Below are 15400 nucleotides of genomic sequence, written 5' to 3'. Positions count from 1 at the left end.
GAAGGGAATCGAACCCTCGTCGTAAGCTTGGGAAGCTTCTGCTCTGCCATTGAGCTACACCCGCGCGGTTTCGCTGAGGTAAGCCATAGCGGAACCGAGGTCAAGCACCGGCCGCGGGCAGGAGGCGGCCTCCGGGCGAACCGGAGGCCATTCCCCGGGACCGGGGGAGAACAAGGCCCCGGGGGGCCGGCCGGGCGGGAGGGGCGGCCGCAGCGTCACGGGATGCCTTCCCCGCCCGGTCGCGGGTTACATGGCGGGCAGAAGCACCGTGTCGATCACATGGATCACGCCGTTCGATTGCTTGACGTCGGCGATGGTGACATTGGCGACGTTGCCCATGCCGTCCTTGATCATGATCCTGTCGCCTTCATACATGGCGGTGAACTCGCAGCCGCCGACGGTCTTGACCGGATGGGCGCCCTTGTCGTCGTCGACCATCTTCATGATCGCATCCGACATCGCATCCGCCGCCACGACGTGGCAGGTCAGGATCCTGGCCAGCTGATCCTTGTTCTCGGGCTTGAGCAGCGTCTCGACCGTGCCGGCGGGCAGCTTGGCGAAAGCGTCATCGGTGGGCGCGAAGACGGTGAAGGGCCCTTCCCCCGACAGGGTTTCGACCAGCCCCGCCGCCTGCACCGCGGCCACCAGCGTGGTATGGTCGGCCGAGTTGGCGGCGTTCTCGACGATGGTCTTGTCCTCGAACATCGGCGCGCCGCCGACCATCGGGTTTTCCGCCTGGGCCAGCGCGGCGGACAGGGCCAGGATCGTGGAGGCGATTGCGACAGTCTTCATGTGATGGCTCCTCGGGTTCCGGGGCGGGCCATTCCCGCCTCACGCCCGAAGCTACGGAGGCGCATCCGGCGAAGTTTCACCCCGGCGCCCGGTTCACGCGGCTGTGATCGGTCAGGTCCCGGCCTCGACCTGCGCGGTCAGGATCACCGGCCCGGTCGGCTGCCCGCTGGGCGAGCCTCCGGCCGGCTCGACCGACACCGCCAGCACCCAGCCCGGTGCGGGCAGGGCATGATCGACCACCAGCGCGTCCTGTTGCAGCAGCCCCAGCGAGACCGGAGCCGCGCCGGGGGCGATGACCCAAAGCTCGTGCACCTGTCCTTCGGCCGCGGGTTCCCCTGCCACGCGGGTGATGCGCAGGGTCTGGCCGGACCGGCGCACCTCGTAGGCCAGGCGGTTGTCCGCGGCGGCCAGCACCGCCACCAGGTCGGACCGGGGCGGCGGCAGCATGGCCAGCCCGGCCAGCACCAGCGCCGCGGCCACCCCCGCGCCCGCAAGCCAGCGCAGCGGGGACCAGCGGCGCGGCGACCTCGCGGCGGGGAACAGGCGGGCCTCGATCCGGGGCAGGAGGTCGGCAGCGGGGGCTTCGGCGAACCCGCCGTTCAGCCCCGAAAGCCGCTCTTCCCAGGCGGCGACCAGCCCGGCAAACTCCTGATCCTGCCGCAGCCGGGCCGCCACCGCCGCGCGCTCCTCCCGGTCCAGCACGCCAAGCACATATTCGGCGGCAAGCACCTCGTCCGTCTCGCGCAGGGTGAGAGAAGCGTCGGTCATCGGTCCAGACACTCCTTCAGCTTCAGCAGGCTGCGCCGCAGCCAGGTGCGCATGGTGTTCAGCGGCACCGCGTGGCGTGCGGCGAGGTCGGCATAGGACAGTCCGTCCAGATAGGCGCCGCGCACCGCCTCGGCCCGGTCGGGCTCCAGCGTGGTGAAACAGTCGGCGATGCGCCTTGCCTCGCCCGCCGCGACCAGCCGGGTTTCCGCCCGCGGCGTCCGATCCGGGACCGTCTCCATCGCGTCGTCGGCCGTTTCGGAGGGGCGGGCGCGCAGCCGGTCGATCGCAAGGTTGCGGGACACCGCGACAAGCCAGGTCATCCCGCGCCCCCGGGCCGGGTCGAAACGCCCGGCGCGCAGCCAGACCCGGGTATAGACCTCCTGCAAGGCATCCTCCGCCTCCGCCCGTTCCCCGAGGATACGCAGGAGAACACCCATGAGTTTCGCGGCCGTGGCCCGATAGAGCAGGCGAAAGGCCGCCCGGTCGCCGCCGGCGCATTTCGTGATCAGATCGGCGACGGGGTCATCGGACATGGCGGGACGTTATCGCTTTTCCCACCCCGCGCAAGCGAGGGCGACAGGTCAGCCGCGCCGCCGCCGGCGCCCGCCCTCGCCGCCGCCGCCCGAGCCGCCGGTGTTGAAGCTGACATCGGGCAGGGTCACCACCTTGGCCAGTTCCGGGAAGGGCTCCACCGCATTGGGGATGGCGGAGGCATTGACGAAATGCTCCTGGAAGCGCGGCTCGATGGCGGTCTCGACCTTGTGGATGTGATGCACCACCGATTCGATCTGGTCGCGTGCCGCACGGTTCAAAAGCGCGATCCGCGCCCCGGTGCCGGCGGCGTTGCCGGCGCTGCGGACGTGGTCCAGCGGCACGTCCGGGATCATCCCCAGCACCATGGCGTGCCTGGGGCTGATATGGGCGCCGAAGGCCCCGGCCAGGGTGACGCGATCCACCTTGTCCACCCCCATCGTGTCCATCAGCAGCCGCGCCCCGGCGTAAAGCGCCGATTTCGCCAGCTGGATCGCCCGGATGTCGCCCTGCGTCACCATGATCTTCGGCCCGCCCGCCGCGCTGGCGTCGTGCATGACGTAGGAATAGGTGCGGCCATGCGGCTCGCAGCGCCAGGTTCCGGTCTGATCGGGGCTGCCGATCAGGCCGCCCTGGTCCACCAGCCCGGCCATCCGCATCTCGGCCACCGCCTCGATGATGCCGGAGCCGCAGATGCCGGTGACGCCGGTGCCGGCCACCGCAGCCTCGAAGCCCGGGTCGTCCGACCACAGGTCGACGCCGATCACCCGGAAGCGCGGCTCCTTGGTCACGGGGTCGATCTCCACCCGCTCGATGGCGCCGGGGGCGGCGCGCTGGCCGGAGGAAATCTGCGCCCCCTCGAAGGCCGGGCCGGTGGGCGAGGAGCAGGCCAGAACCCGGGTCTCGTTGCCCAAGAGGATTTCCGCATTGGTGCCGACGTCGACGATCAGCACCATGTCCTTGGACTTGTTCGGCTCCTCCGACAGCGCCACCGCCGCGGCATCGGCGCCGACATGGCCGGCGATGCAGGGCAGCACATAGACCCTTGCGTTGCGGTTCAGGTCGGTCAGGTCCAGGTCGCGCGCATCCAGCGACAGGCTGCTGGAGGTCGTCAGCGCGAAGGGCGCCTGTCCCAGTTCCACCGGGTCCACCCCGAGGAACAGGTGGTGCATCACCGGGTTGAAGACGATCGCCATCTCGTAGATCGCCGAAGGCTCCACCCCGGCCTCCTTCGCCACCGAGACCGCCAGCGTGTTGATGGCCTCGCGCACGGCCTTGGTCATCTCGACGTCGCCGCCCTTGTTCATCATGGCGTAGGAGACGCGGGACATCAGGTCCTCGCCGAAGCGGATCTGCGGGTTCATCAGGCCGCTGGACGCCAGCACCTTGCCGTCGGCCAGGTCGCAGAGATGCGCGGCGATGGTGGTGGAGCCGAGGTCGACGGCAAGGCCGTAAAGCGCGCCCTCGTGGAAGCCGGGGAAAATGTCCAAGAGGCGATGGCGGCTGTCATGGTTGCCGCGGTTCAAGACCACGGTCGCCTTCCATTCGCCCTTGCGCAGCACCGGCTGCAACCGGCGCAGGATGGAGAGGTCGGCATCGATGCCGTCGATGTTCCATTGCGCCTTCAGGGCGCGGGCCAGACGCTCCAAATCCCCGGTGGGTTCGTGCATGTCGGGCTCTTCGACCTCGACGTAGTAGCTGCGGGTCGCCGGGTCCATCTCGATATGCCGGTCGGCGGCCGACTTGCGGATCACCTGCTTGTGGACCTGGCTTTCCGGCGGCACGTCGATGACCACATCGCCCATCACCTTGGCCTGGCATCCCAGGCGGCGGCCGTCGATCAGGCCGCGGATGCGCTTGTAGCGGTCCTCGACCGCGTTCCAGTCGCTCAGCGCGTCGGGGGCGACGGTGACGCCGTGCTTCGGGAACTCGCCGTAGCCCGGGGTGATCTGGCATTTCGAGCAGATGCCGCGGCCGCCGCAGACCGAATCGAGGTCCACCCCCAGCTGCCGCGCCGCCGTCAGCACCGGGGTTCCCAGCGGGAATCTTCCCCGCTTGCCCGAGGGCGTGAAGATCACGAGTGCTTCTTCGGTCATGGCTTGCCTCCTGCGCGCGCCTCTGTTCTAGGCCGGCTGGCCGGAGGCGCAAGGCGGGAAGCGGCAATTCCGGTGCCGGTTGCGCCGCTTGCGGCGGGCAGGGGGCGTTGACGCCGGGCCGTTCCGCGCATAACCCGCCGCCATGGCCCGCGCACCGCTCCTGCAACTCTCCGGCATCTCGCTGACCTTCGGCGGCAATCCCGTCTTCGACGACCTGTCGCTGGTGGTCCAGCCCGGCGACCGGGTGGCGCTGGTCGGCCGCAACGGCAGCGGCAAGTCCACGCTGATGAAGGTGATGGCCGGTCTGGTGGAGCCCGACCGCGGCGCCCGGGTGGTGCCGCAGGGCGTGACCGTGGGCTACATGGAGCAGGACCCGGACCTGTCCGCCTACGCCACCCTGGGCGACTATGCCGCCTCGGCGCTGCCGGAGGGCGAGTCCTACCGGCTGGGCGTGGTGGCCGAGGGGTTGAAGTTCGACCCCGCGACCCCCGTCGCCACCGCCTCCGGCGGGGAACGCCGCCGCGCCGCGCTGGCGAAGCTGCTGGCCGAGGCACCGGAGCTGATGCTGCTGGACGAGCCGACCAACCATCTGGACATTCAGGCCATCGAATGGCTGGAGGCGGAGCTGCGCGACACCCGCGCCGCCTTCGTGCTGATCTCCCACGACCGCGCCTTCCTGCGGGCGCTGACCCGCGCCACGCTGTGGATCGACCGCGGCGAGGTCCGCCGCCGCGAGGCCGGCTTCGAGGGGTTCGAGGACTGGCGCGAGGAGATCTGGGCACAGGAGGACGAGGCCCGCCACAAGCTGGACCGCAAGATCAAGGCCGAGGCCCGTTGGGCGGTGGAGGGCATCTCCGCCCGCAGGAAGCGCAACATGGGCCGGGTGCGGGCGCTTCAGGCGCTGCGCGCCGACCGGGCGGCGCAGATCCGGCGGCAGGGAGCGGCGGCGCTGGAACTGGACAGCGGACAGCAGTCGGGCCGCCGGGTGATCGAGGCGACCGGGCTGACCAAGACCTATGGCGGCAAGCCCATCGTCCGCGACTTCTCGCTGCGGGTGATGCGCGGCGACCGGGTGGCCTTCGTCGGGCCGAACGGGGTGGGAAAGACCACGCTTCTCAAGATGTTGACCGGCGAAGTTCAACCGGATGCCGGCACGGTGATCCATGGCACCAATCTGGAGATCGCCGTCTTCGACCAGACCCGCGCCGCGCTGGATGCCGAGGCGAGCCTGTGGGAGAACCTGACCGGCGATCCGCTGATGAAGGTCTCCGGCGCCGCCGACCAGGTGCTGGTGCGCGGCCAGCCGCGGCATGTGGTGGCCTATCTGAAGGACTTCCTTTTCGACGAGGCGCAGGCCCGCGCCCCGGTCCGCAGCCTGTCGGGCGGCGAGAAGGCGCGGCTGCTGCTGGCCAAGCTGATGGCGAAACCCTCCAACCTGCTGGTGCTGGACGAGCCGACCAACGACTTGGACGTCGAGACGCTGGACCTGTTGCAGGACATCCTGGGCGAATTCGACGGCACCGTGCTGCTGGTCAGCCACGACCGCGACTTCATCGACCGCATCGCCACCCAGACCGTGGCGATGGAGGGGAACGGGCGGGCGACGGTCTATCCCGGCGGCTGGTCGGACTATGCGGTGCAACGTCCGGTTGTTCAAGAAAATACAGTAAAAACAAGTGTTTCCGCACCAAAGTTGAAGCCGGATGCGAAGCCGGAGCCGAAGAAGGCCGAGGGGCTGACCTTCACCGAGCGCAAGCGCTTCGACGACCTGCCCGCGCTGATGGACCGGCTTCAGGCCGAGATCGGCAAGCTGACCGAGTTCCTGTCGCAGCCCGACCTCTACGACAAGGAGCCGGTGAAGTTCCGCAAGGCCTCCGAAGGGCTGGCCGAGCGGCAGGCGGCGCTGGCGGCGGCCGAAGAGGAATGGCTGGCGCTGGCCGAGCGGGCCTGATCGGCCGGGACCTGCCGATTTCCCCGGGTCCCCCGCGGCGGGGAACGGCCGAAACCGGCCCGCGCGGCGGCGGCGCCGTCACAGCCCCGTGAAGACCCATTGCCCCCGCCGCAGCGCAGCACCAGCCTTTACCTCCATCCGCCGCCCGGACTTCACCGGGCGGAGCAGGAGACCATGGAGCAATGGAGATAGTGATGAAAACCGCAGCAATCTTCCTGGCCACCGCCGCCCTTGCCGCGCCCGCCTTCGCCGGCGGCCCGGTCGAGGTGGTGCCCGAGCCCGTCATCGTCGCCGAACCCGCCCCGGTGGTGGATTACGGCGGGGACTGGGCCGGCTTCTACGTCGGTGCGCAGGTCGGCTATGGCGATCTCGACTCGAACGGCGCCGGGTTCGACGGCAATGGCGCCATCGGCGGTGTCCATGCCGGCTATCGCTGGGACCTCGGCCGCACCGTCCTCGGCATCGAGGCCGACTGGGACAAGGCCGACCTGGACCTGGGTGCGGCGGGCAGCGGCGACAGCCTGGACAGCATCGCCCGGCTGAAGCTGCAGGCGGGCTATGACACCGGCCGGACGCTGATCTACGCCACCGCCGGCGCGGCGCGGGCCGATGCCACCATCGGCGGCGCCGACCTGTCCGACAACGGCTGGGTTCTGGGGGCCGGCGCGACCTATGCGCTGAACGACCAGTGGACGCTCGGCGGCGAGGTCATGACCAACCGCTTCGACGATTTCGACGGCTCGGGCGTGGACCTGGACGCCACCACCGCCACCCTGCGCGTCGGCTTCCGCTTCTGACGCCGGACTTCCCCGGGCGGGCCTACCCGCCCGGGGGCTTCACATCAGCCGCGTCACCGCGGCCGGGATTTCCATCACATCTTCGCGGGTGCAGTCGAACTGGCCGACCTGCACCCGGATCACGTAGCGGCCCTGATGCCGGGTCTGGGTCAGGTAGACCCGCCCCTCGTCGTTGATCCGCGCCAGCAGCGCCATGGTCGCGGCCTCGTCCTCCAGCGCGAAAGTGAAGAGCGACAGCCGCGGCTCCGTCACGATCTCCACCCCAGGCAGGGCGCGCAGCGCCTCGCAGGCCTCCGCCGCCCAGGCGATGTGGTTGCGGATGCGGGCGCGCAGCCCCTCCAGCCCGTAGGCGCGCAGCACGAACCACAGTTTCAGCGCCCGGAACCGGCGGCCCAAGGGCACCGTCCATTCGTTGAAATTGACGATCTCCTCGCGCCCCGCCGTCTCCAGATAGCTGGGCCGCAGCCCCAGGGTGCGCACTTGCGGGCCGGGGTCGCGCAGGAACTGCACCGCGCAGTCGAACTGCACCCCCAGCCACTTGTGCGGGTTGAAGACGATGGAATCCGCCCCCTCGATCCCCTGCCACAGCGCCCGGAACTCCGGGCAGATCATCGCCGAGCCCGCCCAGGCGGCATCGACATGCACCGGCAGCCCCTCGGCCTTCGCCGCGGCGATGCAGTCGGCGATGTGGTCGAAGGCGCCGACGCTGGTGCCGCCGGCGCAGAGGATCACCCCGGCGGGCAGGAAGCCCGCCGCCCGGTCGGCCTCGATCGCGCCGGCCAGCGCGCCGGGGCGCATCGACAGCGCGGCGTCGGTCGGCACCTTGACCAGGTTCTCCTGCCCGATCCCGGACAGCCGTGCCGCCTTGTCGACGGAGGAATGCGTCTCCTCGCTGGCATAGAGCCGCAGCCGCGGCGCGCCGGGCAGGCCCTGCGCCAGCCCCTGCCAGCCGAGCGCCTGTTCCCGCATGGTCAGCACCGCCGACAGCGTCGCGGTGGTGGCCGAATCGTGGATGGTGCCGGAAAACCCCTCCGGCAGGCCGAGCGCGGCGCGCAGCCATTGCACCATCACCTGCTCGACCTCGGTCGCCGCGGGCGAGGTCTGCCAGATCATCCCTTGGCAGGCCATGGCATTGACCAGTTGCTCGGCCAGCATCGAGGCCGGGGCGGCATTGGCCGGGAAGTAGGCGAAGAAGCGCGGGTGCTGCCAATGGGTCATCGCGCCGGGGACCAGCCGCTCGAAATCCGCCCAGATCGCCTCCATCGGCTCGGCCGCCTCGGGCGGGGCCGGGGGCAGGGCGGAGGCGACCGCCCCGGGGGTCAGCGGCGCCCTGACCGGGCGGTCGCGCAAGCCGGCGTGATACTCCGCCGTCCAGTCCGCCGCCCGCTTCGACCAGTGCCGCAGGTCTTCGTGGTCCATGATCGTCCTCCTGTGCGGGGACCTTCCCGCCATGGGGCGGGGAAATCAAGCCGGGGCAGGGGCCTGCGCTACAGCGGCAGCCGTTCCTTCAGGAATTGCAGCGCCACCCCCAGCCCGTCCGGCGCGATGCCGTGGCCGGTGCCCTGCATGACATGGCCGTAGGTGTCGAACCCCGCCGCCACCAGCGCGTTGCCGGCGCGGGACATGTCCTCGAAGGGCACCACATCGTCGCGGTCGCCGTGCAGCAGCAGCACCGGCGGCTTCACCGCCGCCTCCGTTGCCAGCAACTCCGGCGCGATCAGCCGGCCGGAGATGGCGACGACGCCCGCCACGGCCTCCGCCCGCCGCGGCGCGACCTGCATCGCCATCATCGCGCCCTGGCTGAAGCCGACCAGCACCAGCGCACCGGCCGCCAGCCCCTCGTCGGTCAGCAGCCGGTCTAGAAAGCCGTTCAAGTCTTCCGCGGCTGCTGCCAGCCCGGCGGCCTGCTCCGCCTCGGACGAGCCGTCGATCCAGGGGATCGGGAACCATTGCCGGCCGAAGGGCGCGCCCGGGCAGCGCTCCGGCGCGTCGGGGGCGAAGAAGGCCGTGCCGGGCAGATGCGGCGCCAGCACGTCGGCGAGGCCCAGCAGGTCCGCCCCGTCGGCGCCGTAGCCGTGCAGGAAGACCACCGCCGCCTTCGCCTGTCCCTTGCCCGCGCCCTTGCGGCCGGAGTCCAGCTGCCTCATCCCCTGATCCCTTCCCTGCCTTTCGCCGCCCGGTAATAGGCCCAGAGCGCCCGCGCCGCAATCGACCGCCAGGGGCTCCAGGCCTCGGCCATCGCCCGCAGCGCCTTTTCCGAGGGCCGCGCCTCCAGCCCGAACAGCATCCGCGTGGCTTCCTGCAGGGCAAGGTCGCCCGGCGCGAAGACATCGGCCCGGCCGAGCGAGAACATGGCATAAATCTCCGCCGTCCAGCGGCCGATCCCGGGCAGGGCCACCAGCCGCGCCACCAGTTCGGCATCCGGCGTCGCGGCCAGCGCGGCATAGTCCAGCTGCGCCCGGGCCAGCGCCGCGGCATAGCGGGCCTTCTGCCGGCTGAGGCCCGCCGCCCGCAGTTCCTCTTCCGAGGCCGCGGCGACGCGGGCCTCGTCCAGGAACCCCGCCGCTTCCATCCGCACCCGTATGGCGGCGGCGGAAGCGGTGGAAACCTGCTGGCCGATGATCGCGTCCAGAAGCGCCGCGAAGCCCTCGGGCCAGCGCCGCAACGGCAGCGGGCCGAGCGCCAGCGCCGGCGCGAAGCGCGGCTCGGCCTCGGCCAACCAGGCCGCGCCTTCCAGCAAATCCTGCTCTCCCCGGATGATCCGTCCCACCATGCGACCCGAAACCCCCTTGCAGGGGGCAGCGGAACCCCCTAGGCCTGCCAGCCATGTCAGACGCCACCGCCAAACGCAACGTCGCCGTCCTCGTCGCCGCCCAGGCCGTCCTCGGCGCGCAGATGCCGATGATCTTCACCGTCGCCGGCCTTGCCGGGTCCGCGCTGGCCCCCAACGCCTGCTGGGCGACGCTGCCGATCTCCTGCGCCGTCATCGGCTCGATGCTGACCGCGACGCCGATCTCGGCCTTCATGCAGCGCCACGGCCGCGCCGCGGGCTTCGCCGTGGGGGCCTTGGGAGGCGCCGTCGGCGGCGGGCTGGGGGCCTGGGCGCTCTGGACCAACAGCTTCCTGATGTTCTGCATCGCCTCGCTGTTCACCGGCATCTACATGAGCGCGCAGGGCTTCTATCGCTTCGCCGCCGCCGATACCGCCTCGGACGCGTTCCGGCCGAAGGCGATCTCGCTGGTCATGGCGGGGGGCCTTCTCTCCGCCGTCTTCGGCCCGCAACTGGTGAAGGCCACCTCGCAGGCCTTCGTGATCCCCTTCCTCGGCACCTATCTCGCGGTGATCGGGCTGAACGTGGTGGGGGTGGCGCTGTTCCTGCTCTTGCGCATCCCGCGCCCCGCCGCCCGCGCCGCCGGCGCGCCGCAGGGCCGCCCGGTGGGAGAGCTGGTCCGCACCCCCGCCATCGCCGTCGCCATGATCTGCGCCACCGTCTCCTATGCGCTGATGAACCTGGTGATGACCTCCTCGCCGCTGGCCGTGGTCGGCTGCGGCTTCGAGACCGGCCATGCCGCCGACATCGTTTCCGCCCATGTGCTGGCGATGTATGCGCCCAGTTTCATCACCGGCCACATCATCGCCCGCTACGGGGTGGAGAAGGTGATCGCCCTCGGCCTCGTCATCCTCGCCGCCGCCGGGGCGGTGGCGATGGCCGGGGTGGCGCTGGAGAATTTCTTCATCGCGCTGATCCTCCTGGGCGTGGGCTGGAACTTCGGCTTCATCGGCGCGACGACGATGCTGACCAATGCGCAGCGGCCCGAGGAGAAGGGCCGGCTGCAGGGGATCAACGACCTGGTGGTCTTCGGCGGCGTGACGCTGGCCAGCTTCTCCTCCGGCGGGCTGATGAACTGCTCGGGCGGCTCGGTCGAGGCCGGATGGCAGATGGTCAACCTGGCGATGCTGCCCTTCCTGGTGCTGGCCGGCGGCGCGCTGATCTGGCTCTGGCTGAAACCGCGCGAGTTCCGGGCCTGAAGCCCCTGATTTTCGTCGAAAATTAGCCTACCAGCGCCCGGTGAGGGCCTGCCACAAGAGCCCGCCGCGGCGCGCGAATTCCGACAGTTGCGCCGGTTCCCCTGCCGCCAGCCGCCGCAGCATCCCCGGCGCCTGCCAGCCCGCCAGCAGCGCCGGCGCCACCGCCTTCGGCACCGTCGCCCGTGCGGCCCGCGCCTCGGCCAGCCAGTCCAGCCCCAGCCGCGCCAGCCCGGGGACATCGGTCTCCTCCGGCAGCGGATGCCGCCCGCGCGCCTGCAGTTCCGGCGCGGCGGCAAGGAAGCCCGCCATGCCCGCGGCCCGGCCATAGGCCCTGACTGCCGCCTCCGCCTCTGCGGGGGCGCCGAGGGCCAGCGCCGCCAGCCACATCAGCCCGCCGGCGGTATCCTCCAGATAATCCTCCAGCGCCGCGCGGTCCGCGAAGGGCTCGCGCCAGCAGTCCCACCGCCGGGCGGCGACCATGCGGTCCAGCACGTCCCGCGGCAGCGCCGCCGCGCGGATCAGCGCGTGCAGCGGTTCCGCCACCTCATGCGCCCGGGCGGCCCCGGCGGCGGTGTTCTCCACCACGTCGCGCCACCATTGCAGCCGCATCTCGGCCACCAGCGGCTCCTGCGCCACCCAGGGGGCGCGAGCTACCTCCAGGTTGAAGGCATAGAGCGGGAACAGCCGCGCCCGCGCCGCCGGGGGCGCCGCCATTACCGCCAGGAAACGGTCGGGGTCGCCGCGTTCGACCAGCGCCGCGCAATCGGCGATGGTCACGCCGGTGCCCCGATATCGCGGATCAGCTTCCACTGGATCGCCTCCAGCAGCGCCTCGAAGCTGGCGTCCACGATGTTCGCCGACACGCCCACGGTGGACCAGCGCCGGCCTTGGCCGTCCTCGCTGTCGATGATGACGCGGGTGACGGCCTCCACCCCGCCCTGGGTGATCCGCACCTTGAAGTCCACCAGCTTCATATCGTCGATGCAGCCCTGCCAGGGGCCGAGGTCCTTGACCAGCGCCTTGTAAAGCGCGTTGACCGGGCCGCGGTCGGAGGCGCCCTCGTCCATGCTGTCGGAGACCGACATCACCTTCTGGCCGCCGATGCGGACCACCACCACGGCCTCGGACAGGCTGATCATCCGGTCGTATTTGTTCTTCCGCCGCTCGACGGTGACGCGGTAGCGCTTGACCTCGAAGAACTCCGGGCAGAGCCCCAGTTCGCGCCGCGCCACCAGCTCGAAGCTCGCTTGCGCGCCGTCATAGGCATAGCCCTGGTCCTCGCGCGCCTTGATCACCTCCAGGATGCGGGCCAGCCGCGGGTTCTTCGGATCGACCTCCAGCCCCGCCGCCGCCAGACGCGCGCGCAGGTTGGACTGGCCGGCCTGGTTGCTCATCGGGATCAGGCGTTCGTTGCCGACAAGGCCTGGGTCGATGTGTTCGTAGGTGGTCGGGTCCTTGAGGATGGCGCTGGCGTGCAGCCCGGCCTTGTGGGCGAAGGCGCTGGCGCCGACATAGGGCGCGCTGCGCAAGGGCACCCGGTTCAGGATGTCGTCCAGCATCCGGCTGGTCTTCACCAGCCCCTTTAGCGCCTCCGCGGTCACGCCGGTCTCGAAGCGGCCGGCGTAGGGCTCCTTCAACAGCAGCGTCGGGATCAAGGTGACGAGGTTGGCGTTGCCGCAACGCTCCCCCAGCCCGTTCAGCGTGCCCTGCACCTGCCGGCAGCCGGCCTCCACCGCCGCCAGCGAATTGGCCACCGCATTGCCGGTGTCGTCGTGGCAATGGATGCCGAGGCACTCGCCCGGGATGCCGGCGGCGATCACCTCGGCCACCACGCGCCCCACCTCCGACGGCAGGGTGCCGCCGTTGGTGTCGCAAAGGACGACCCATCGCGCGCCCTCCTCCAGCGCCGCCCGCAGGCAAGAGAGCGCATAGGCCGGGTCCGCCCGGTAGCCGTCGAAGAAATGCTCGGCGTCGAACAGCGCCTCGCGGCCTTTCCGCGCCAGATGGCGGAAGGTGGCGGCGATGGAGTCGCGGTTCTCCTCCAGGGTCACGCCGAGGGCGGTGGCGACATGGAAGGGATGGGTCTTGCCGACCAGACAGACCGTGCCGGTTCCGGCATCCAGCACCGCCGCCAGCACATCGTCGTTCTCGGCCGAGCGGCCGACGCGCTTGGTCATGCCGAAGGCGGTCATCTTCGCCCGGGTCTGCGGGGCGACGGCGAAGAACTCGCTGTCGGTCGGGTTCGCCCCGGGCCAGCCGCCCTCGATATAATCGACGCCGAGGTCATCCAGCGCCTTGGCGATCTGCGCCTTCTCGGCGGCGGAGAACTGCACGCCTTGGGTCTGCTGGCCGTCGCGCAGGGTGGTGTCGAAAAGGTAAAGCCGCTCGCTCATCGCTTGCTCATCGCTCCCCGCAAATTCCTTCGAAGGAATTTGCATTTTTCTTCCAAGAAAAATGTGCAGAATTTTCGAAAATTCTGCACCTTACAGGTCTGCCAGCTTGGCCGCGTCGAAGCCCGCGCCCGGCACCAGTTCCACCCCCGCCTTCGACATCCGCACCTCGACCCCGGCCGCCAGCAGCGCCGCCTTCATCGCATCCACCGCGGCGAAATCCTTCGACGCCATCGCCGCCGCGCGCAGCTCCGCCAGCCGCGCGGCATGGGCCTTGAGGTCCGCCTCCGGCGCCGCCGCCCAATCCCCCATCCCGTCCTGCAACAGCCCCAGCAGCCCGGCCGAGGCCTTGACCCCCGCCCAGTCCCCGGCCCCCGCCGCGGCATGGAGCGCCGCCAGCGCCCCGGCGGTGTTCAGGTCGTCGGCCAGCGCCTCCACCACCCCGGGCAGGACCTCCCCGGCGGCGACATCCGCCGTGGCCGCCCGCCACTTCCGCAGCACCGCCTCGGCTTGGCGCGCCTTCTCGGCGGTCCAGTCCATCGGGCTGCGGTAATGCGTCATCAGGTAGACGAAGCGGATCACCTCGCCGGGGAAGCCCTGGTCCAGCAGGTCCCTCACGGTGAAGAAATTGCCGAGCGACTTCGACATCTTCTTCCCTTCCACCTGCAGCATCTCGTTGTGCAGCCAGTAGCGGGCGAAGGACCCCTGCGGATGGGCGCAGCAGCTTTGGGCGATCTCGTTCTCGTGGTGGGGGAACTGCAGGTCCAGGCCGCCGCCGTGGATGTCGAAGCTTTCGCCCAGAAGCTCGTAGCTCATCGCCGAGCATTCGATGTGCCAGCCCGGCCTTCCGCGGCCCCAAGGGGACGGCCAGCCCGGCAGGCCGGCGTCCGAGGGCTTCCACAGCACGAAGTCCATCGGGTCTTCCTTGAAGGGCGCCACCTCGACCCGGGCGCCGGCGATCATGTCGTCGACCGACCGCCCCGACAGCGCGCCATAGGCCGCGTAGGACCGCACCCGGAACAGCACATGGCCCTCGCGTTCATAGGCATGGCCCTTGGCGATCAGCCCCTCGATCATGGCGATCATCGCGCCGATATATTCGGTCGCCCGCGGCTCCGCCCGGCGCAGCCCTTCGGGCGAGCGGTCTTCCTGAATCGCCGGCCGCAGCGCGCCCATAGCATCCATGTCGGCGTGATACCAGGCGATGGTCTCCTCGGTCCGCTCGCGGATCAGCTCTTCCAGGCTTTCCGGCCGGCCGAGGCCTTTCCGCCGCTGCGCCTCGGCGTTGATCTTGTCGTCCACGTCGGTGAAGTTGCGGACATAGGTGACATGCGCCGCGCCGTAGACATGCCGCAGCAGCCGGTAGAGCGTGTCGAAGACGATCACCGGGCGGGCGTTGCCGATATGGGCGCGGTCGTAGACGGTGGGGCCGCAGACGTAGAGGCGGACGTTGGACGGGTCCAGCGGCTCGAAAGCCTCTTTCCGGCGGGTCCGGGAGTTGGTCAGGCGGATCGTCATCTATGCGGGCCTTCTTCGCGGCGGTTTCCCGCGCGGGACCTTTGCATCCGATCAGGGAATGACGAAGCGCCCGCGCGACCTTGGGTCAGCGGGTAATGCAGATGCGGATGTTGCGCAATGTCGTCATGGCTGCGACGATTACACTGCCCGCAGCCCGCCGCCAAGGAGATTTTCCCATGCAGGACCGCGCCTTCGTCAACGGCTTCTGCGCCGGGCTGCCGGGGGCCGAGGTCAGCCAGCCCTTCGGGCCGGAGCACGACTGCTGGAAGGTGGGCGGCAAGATCTTCGCCATCGTCGGGCAGAGGGGCGACGGCGTCTCGGTGAAGACCGACCATGTCGAGACGGCGCGGCTGCTGATCGAGACGGGGCGGGCAGTTCGGGCGCCCTACCTGCACGCCAGCTGGGCGCGGTTTCCCTTCGGCGCGGTGCCGGACGCGGAGTTGCGCGAGCGGCTGGAAACCTCCTGGCGGCTGATCCGGGCCGGGCTGCCGAAGAAGGTGCAGGCGGGGCTGGGGTAAGGGGCGTCGT

General features: G+C 70.4%; 14 protein-coding genes and 1 tRNA gene. 4 read left to right on the top strand and 11 right to left on the bottom strand.

Annotated features, from left to right (window positions below):
* The 5 genes from G5B31_RS17365 to G5B31_RS17345 all read right to left on the bottom strand — a co-directional run bounded on the left by G5B31_RS17365 (position 1) and on the right by G5B31_RS17345 (position 4187).
* Positions 1-56: transfer RNA gene (locus G5B31_RS17365), tRNA-Gly, on the bottom strand.
* A 190-nt stretch (positions 57-246) separates the two neighbouring features.
* Positions 247-792 carry a fasciclin domain-containing protein gene (locus tag G5B31_RS17360; RefSeq protein WP_165019477.1) on the bottom strand — a complete coding sequence of 182 codons (546 nt, stop codon included), beginning with the start codon at positions 790-792 and terminating at the stop codon, positions 247-249.
* Between the two features lie 111 nt (positions 793-903).
* Positions 904-1560, bottom strand: coding sequence for an anti-sigma factor domain-containing protein (locus G5B31_RS17355; RefSeq protein ID WP_165019476.1), 657 nt, complete (start codon positions 1558-1560; stop codon positions 904-906).
* Positions 1557-2093 carry a sigma-70 family RNA polymerase sigma factor gene (locus G5B31_RS17350; RefSeq protein WP_165019475.1) on the bottom strand — a complete coding sequence of 179 codons (537 nt, stop codon included), beginning with the start codon at positions 2091-2093 and terminating at the stop codon, positions 1557-1559. Before G5B31_RS17350 ends, G5B31_RS17355 begins: the two co-directional genes overlap by 4 nt.
* A gap of 48 nt (positions 2094-2141) precedes the next feature.
* Positions 2142-4187, bottom strand: coding sequence for an ASKHA domain-containing protein (locus tag G5B31_RS17345; protein WP_165019474.1), 2046 nt, complete (start codon positions 4185-4187; stop codon positions 2142-2144).
* A 142-nt stretch (positions 4188-4329) separates the two neighbouring features.
* Here G5B31_RS17345 and G5B31_RS17340 point away from each other — a divergent pair, with 142 nt between their 5' ends.
* Together G5B31_RS17340 and G5B31_RS17335 are read left to right on the top strand one after the other, a co-directional pair.
* Complete coding sequence (locus G5B31_RS17340; RefSeq protein WP_165019473.1) at positions 4330-6138, top strand: ABC-F family ATP-binding cassette domain-containing protein; 1809 nt, start codon at positions 4330-4332, stop codon at positions 6136-6138.
* A gap of 194 nt (positions 6139-6332) precedes the next feature.
* Entirely contained in the window at positions 6333-6935 is a 603-nt protein-coding gene (locus G5B31_RS17335; protein WP_240904473.1) for an outer membrane protein, read from the top strand.
* Positions 6936-6974: 39 nt separating this feature from the next.
* Here G5B31_RS17335 and G5B31_RS17330 read toward each other — a convergent pair whose 3' ends face one another.
* From G5B31_RS17330 to G5B31_RS17320, 3 genes are all read right to left on the bottom strand, one after another.
* Positions 6975-8354 carry a pyridoxal-dependent decarboxylase gene (locus tag G5B31_RS17330; protein ID WP_165019471.1) on the bottom strand — a complete coding sequence of 460 codons (1380 nt, stop codon included), beginning with the start codon at positions 8352-8354 and terminating at the stop codon, positions 6975-6977.
* A 68-nt stretch (positions 8355-8422) separates the two neighbouring features.
* Complete coding sequence (locus G5B31_RS17325; protein WP_165019470.1) at positions 8423-9082, bottom strand: alpha/beta hydrolase; 660 nt, start codon at positions 9080-9082, stop codon at positions 8423-8425.
* Positions 9079-9708: a DNA-3-methyladenine glycosylase gene (locus tag G5B31_RS17320; RefSeq protein WP_165019469.1), complete on the bottom strand. Its 630-nt coding sequence runs from the start codon at positions 9706-9708 to the stop codon at positions 9079-9081. The genes G5B31_RS17325 and G5B31_RS17320 overlap by 4 nt, the downstream gene beginning before the upstream one ends.
* A gap of 53 nt (positions 9709-9761) precedes the next feature.
* Here G5B31_RS17320 and G5B31_RS17315 point away from each other — a divergent pair, with 53 nt between their 5' ends.
* On the top strand, positions 9762-10964 hold the full coding sequence (locus tag G5B31_RS17315; protein WP_165019468.1) for an MFS transporter: 1203 nt from the start codon (positions 9762-9764) through the stop codon (positions 10962-10964).
* A 27-nt stretch (positions 10965-10991) separates the two neighbouring features.
* On the opposite strand, the gene G5B31_RS17310 is transcribed toward G5B31_RS17315, so the two are convergent.
* The 3 genes from G5B31_RS17310 to cysS form a co-directional block, all read right to left on the bottom strand.
* Entirely contained in the window at positions 10992-11741 is a 750-nt protein-coding gene (locus tag G5B31_RS17310; RefSeq protein ID WP_165019467.1) for a squalene/phytoene synthase family protein, read from the bottom strand.
* Positions 11738-13357: a citramalate synthase gene (cimA, locus tag G5B31_RS17305; protein WP_205911999.1), complete on the bottom strand. Its 1620-nt coding sequence runs from the start codon at positions 13355-13357 to the stop codon at positions 11738-11740. The genes G5B31_RS17310 and cimA overlap by 4 nt, the downstream gene beginning before the upstream one ends.
* A gap of 90 nt (positions 13358-13447) precedes the next feature.
* Positions 13448-14872, bottom strand: coding sequence for a cysteine--tRNA ligase (gene cysS / locus G5B31_RS17300; RefSeq protein ID WP_165019465.1), 1425 nt, complete (start codon positions 14870-14872; stop codon positions 13448-13450).
* Between the two features lie 176 nt (positions 14873-15048).
* On the opposite strand from cysS, the gene G5B31_RS17295 reads away from it, so the two are divergent.
* On the top strand, positions 15049-15390 hold the full coding sequence (locus G5B31_RS17295) for an MmcQ/YjbR family DNA-binding protein (RefSeq protein WP_165019464.1): 342 nt from the start codon (positions 15049-15051) through the stop codon (positions 15388-15390).
* Positions 15391-15400: the final 10 nt, after the last annotated feature.

The organism is Rhodobacter sp. SGA-6-6 (assembly GCF_011043545.1).
Classification (GTDB): Bacteria; Pseudomonadota; Alphaproteobacteria; order Rhodobacterales; family Rhodobacteraceae; genus Pseudogemmobacter.
Note: the sequence above shows the minus strand (reverse complement) of the source record. Positions and strands in the feature narration are given on the sequence as shown.

Bases quoted from the DNA above. Each gene is read 5' to 3' on its own strand.
- G5B31_RS17320 (WP_165019469.1), bottom strand. From the start codon at position 9,708: ATGGTGGGACGGATCATCCGGGGAGAGCAGGATTTGCTGGAAGGCGCG.
- G5B31_RS17315 (WP_165019468.1), top strand. From the start codon at position 9,762: ATGTCAGACGCCACCGCCAAACGCAACGTCGCCGTCCTCGTCGCCGCC.
- G5B31_RS17340 (WP_165019473.1), top strand. From the start codon at position 4,330: ATGGCCCGCGCACCGCTCCTGCAACTCTCCGGCATCTCGCTGACCTTC.
- G5B31_RS17335 (WP_240904473.1), top strand. From the start codon at position 6,333: ATGAAAACCGCAGCAATCTTCCTGGCCACCGCCGCCCTTGCCGCGCCC.
- G5B31_RS17295 (WP_165019464.1), top strand. From the start codon at position 15,049: ATGCAGGACCGCGCCTTCGTCAACGGCTTCTGCGCCGGGCTGCCGGGG.
- G5B31_RS17350 (WP_165019475.1), bottom strand. From the start codon at position 2,093: ATGTCCGATGACCCCGTCGCCGATCTGATCACGAAATGCGCCGGCGGC.
- G5B31_RS17355 (WP_165019476.1), bottom strand. From the start codon at position 1,560: ATGACCGACGCTTCTCTCACCCTGCGCGAGACGGACGAGGTGCTTGCC.
- G5B31_RS17345 (WP_165019474.1), bottom strand. From the start codon at position 4,187: ATGACCGAAGAAGCACTCGTGATCTTCACGCCCTCGGGCAAGCGGGGA.
- cimA (WP_205911999.1), bottom strand. From the start codon at position 13,357: ATGAGCGAGCGGCTTTACCTTTTCGACACCACCCTGCGCGACGGCCAG.
- cysS (WP_165019465.1), bottom strand. From the start codon at position 14,872: ATGACGATCCGCCTGACCAACTCCCGGACCCGCCGGAAAGAGGCTTTC.
- G5B31_RS17360 (WP_165019477.1), bottom strand. From the start codon at position 792: ATGAAGACTGTCGCAATCGCCTCCACGATCCTGGCCCTGTCCGCCGCG.
- G5B31_RS17325 (WP_165019470.1), bottom strand. From the start codon at position 9,082: ATGAGGCAGCTGGACTCCGGCCGCAAGGGCGCGGGCAAGGGACAGGCG.
- G5B31_RS17330 (WP_165019471.1), bottom strand. From the start codon at position 8,354: ATGGACCACGAAGACCTGCGGCACTGGTCGAAGCGGGCGGCGGACTGG.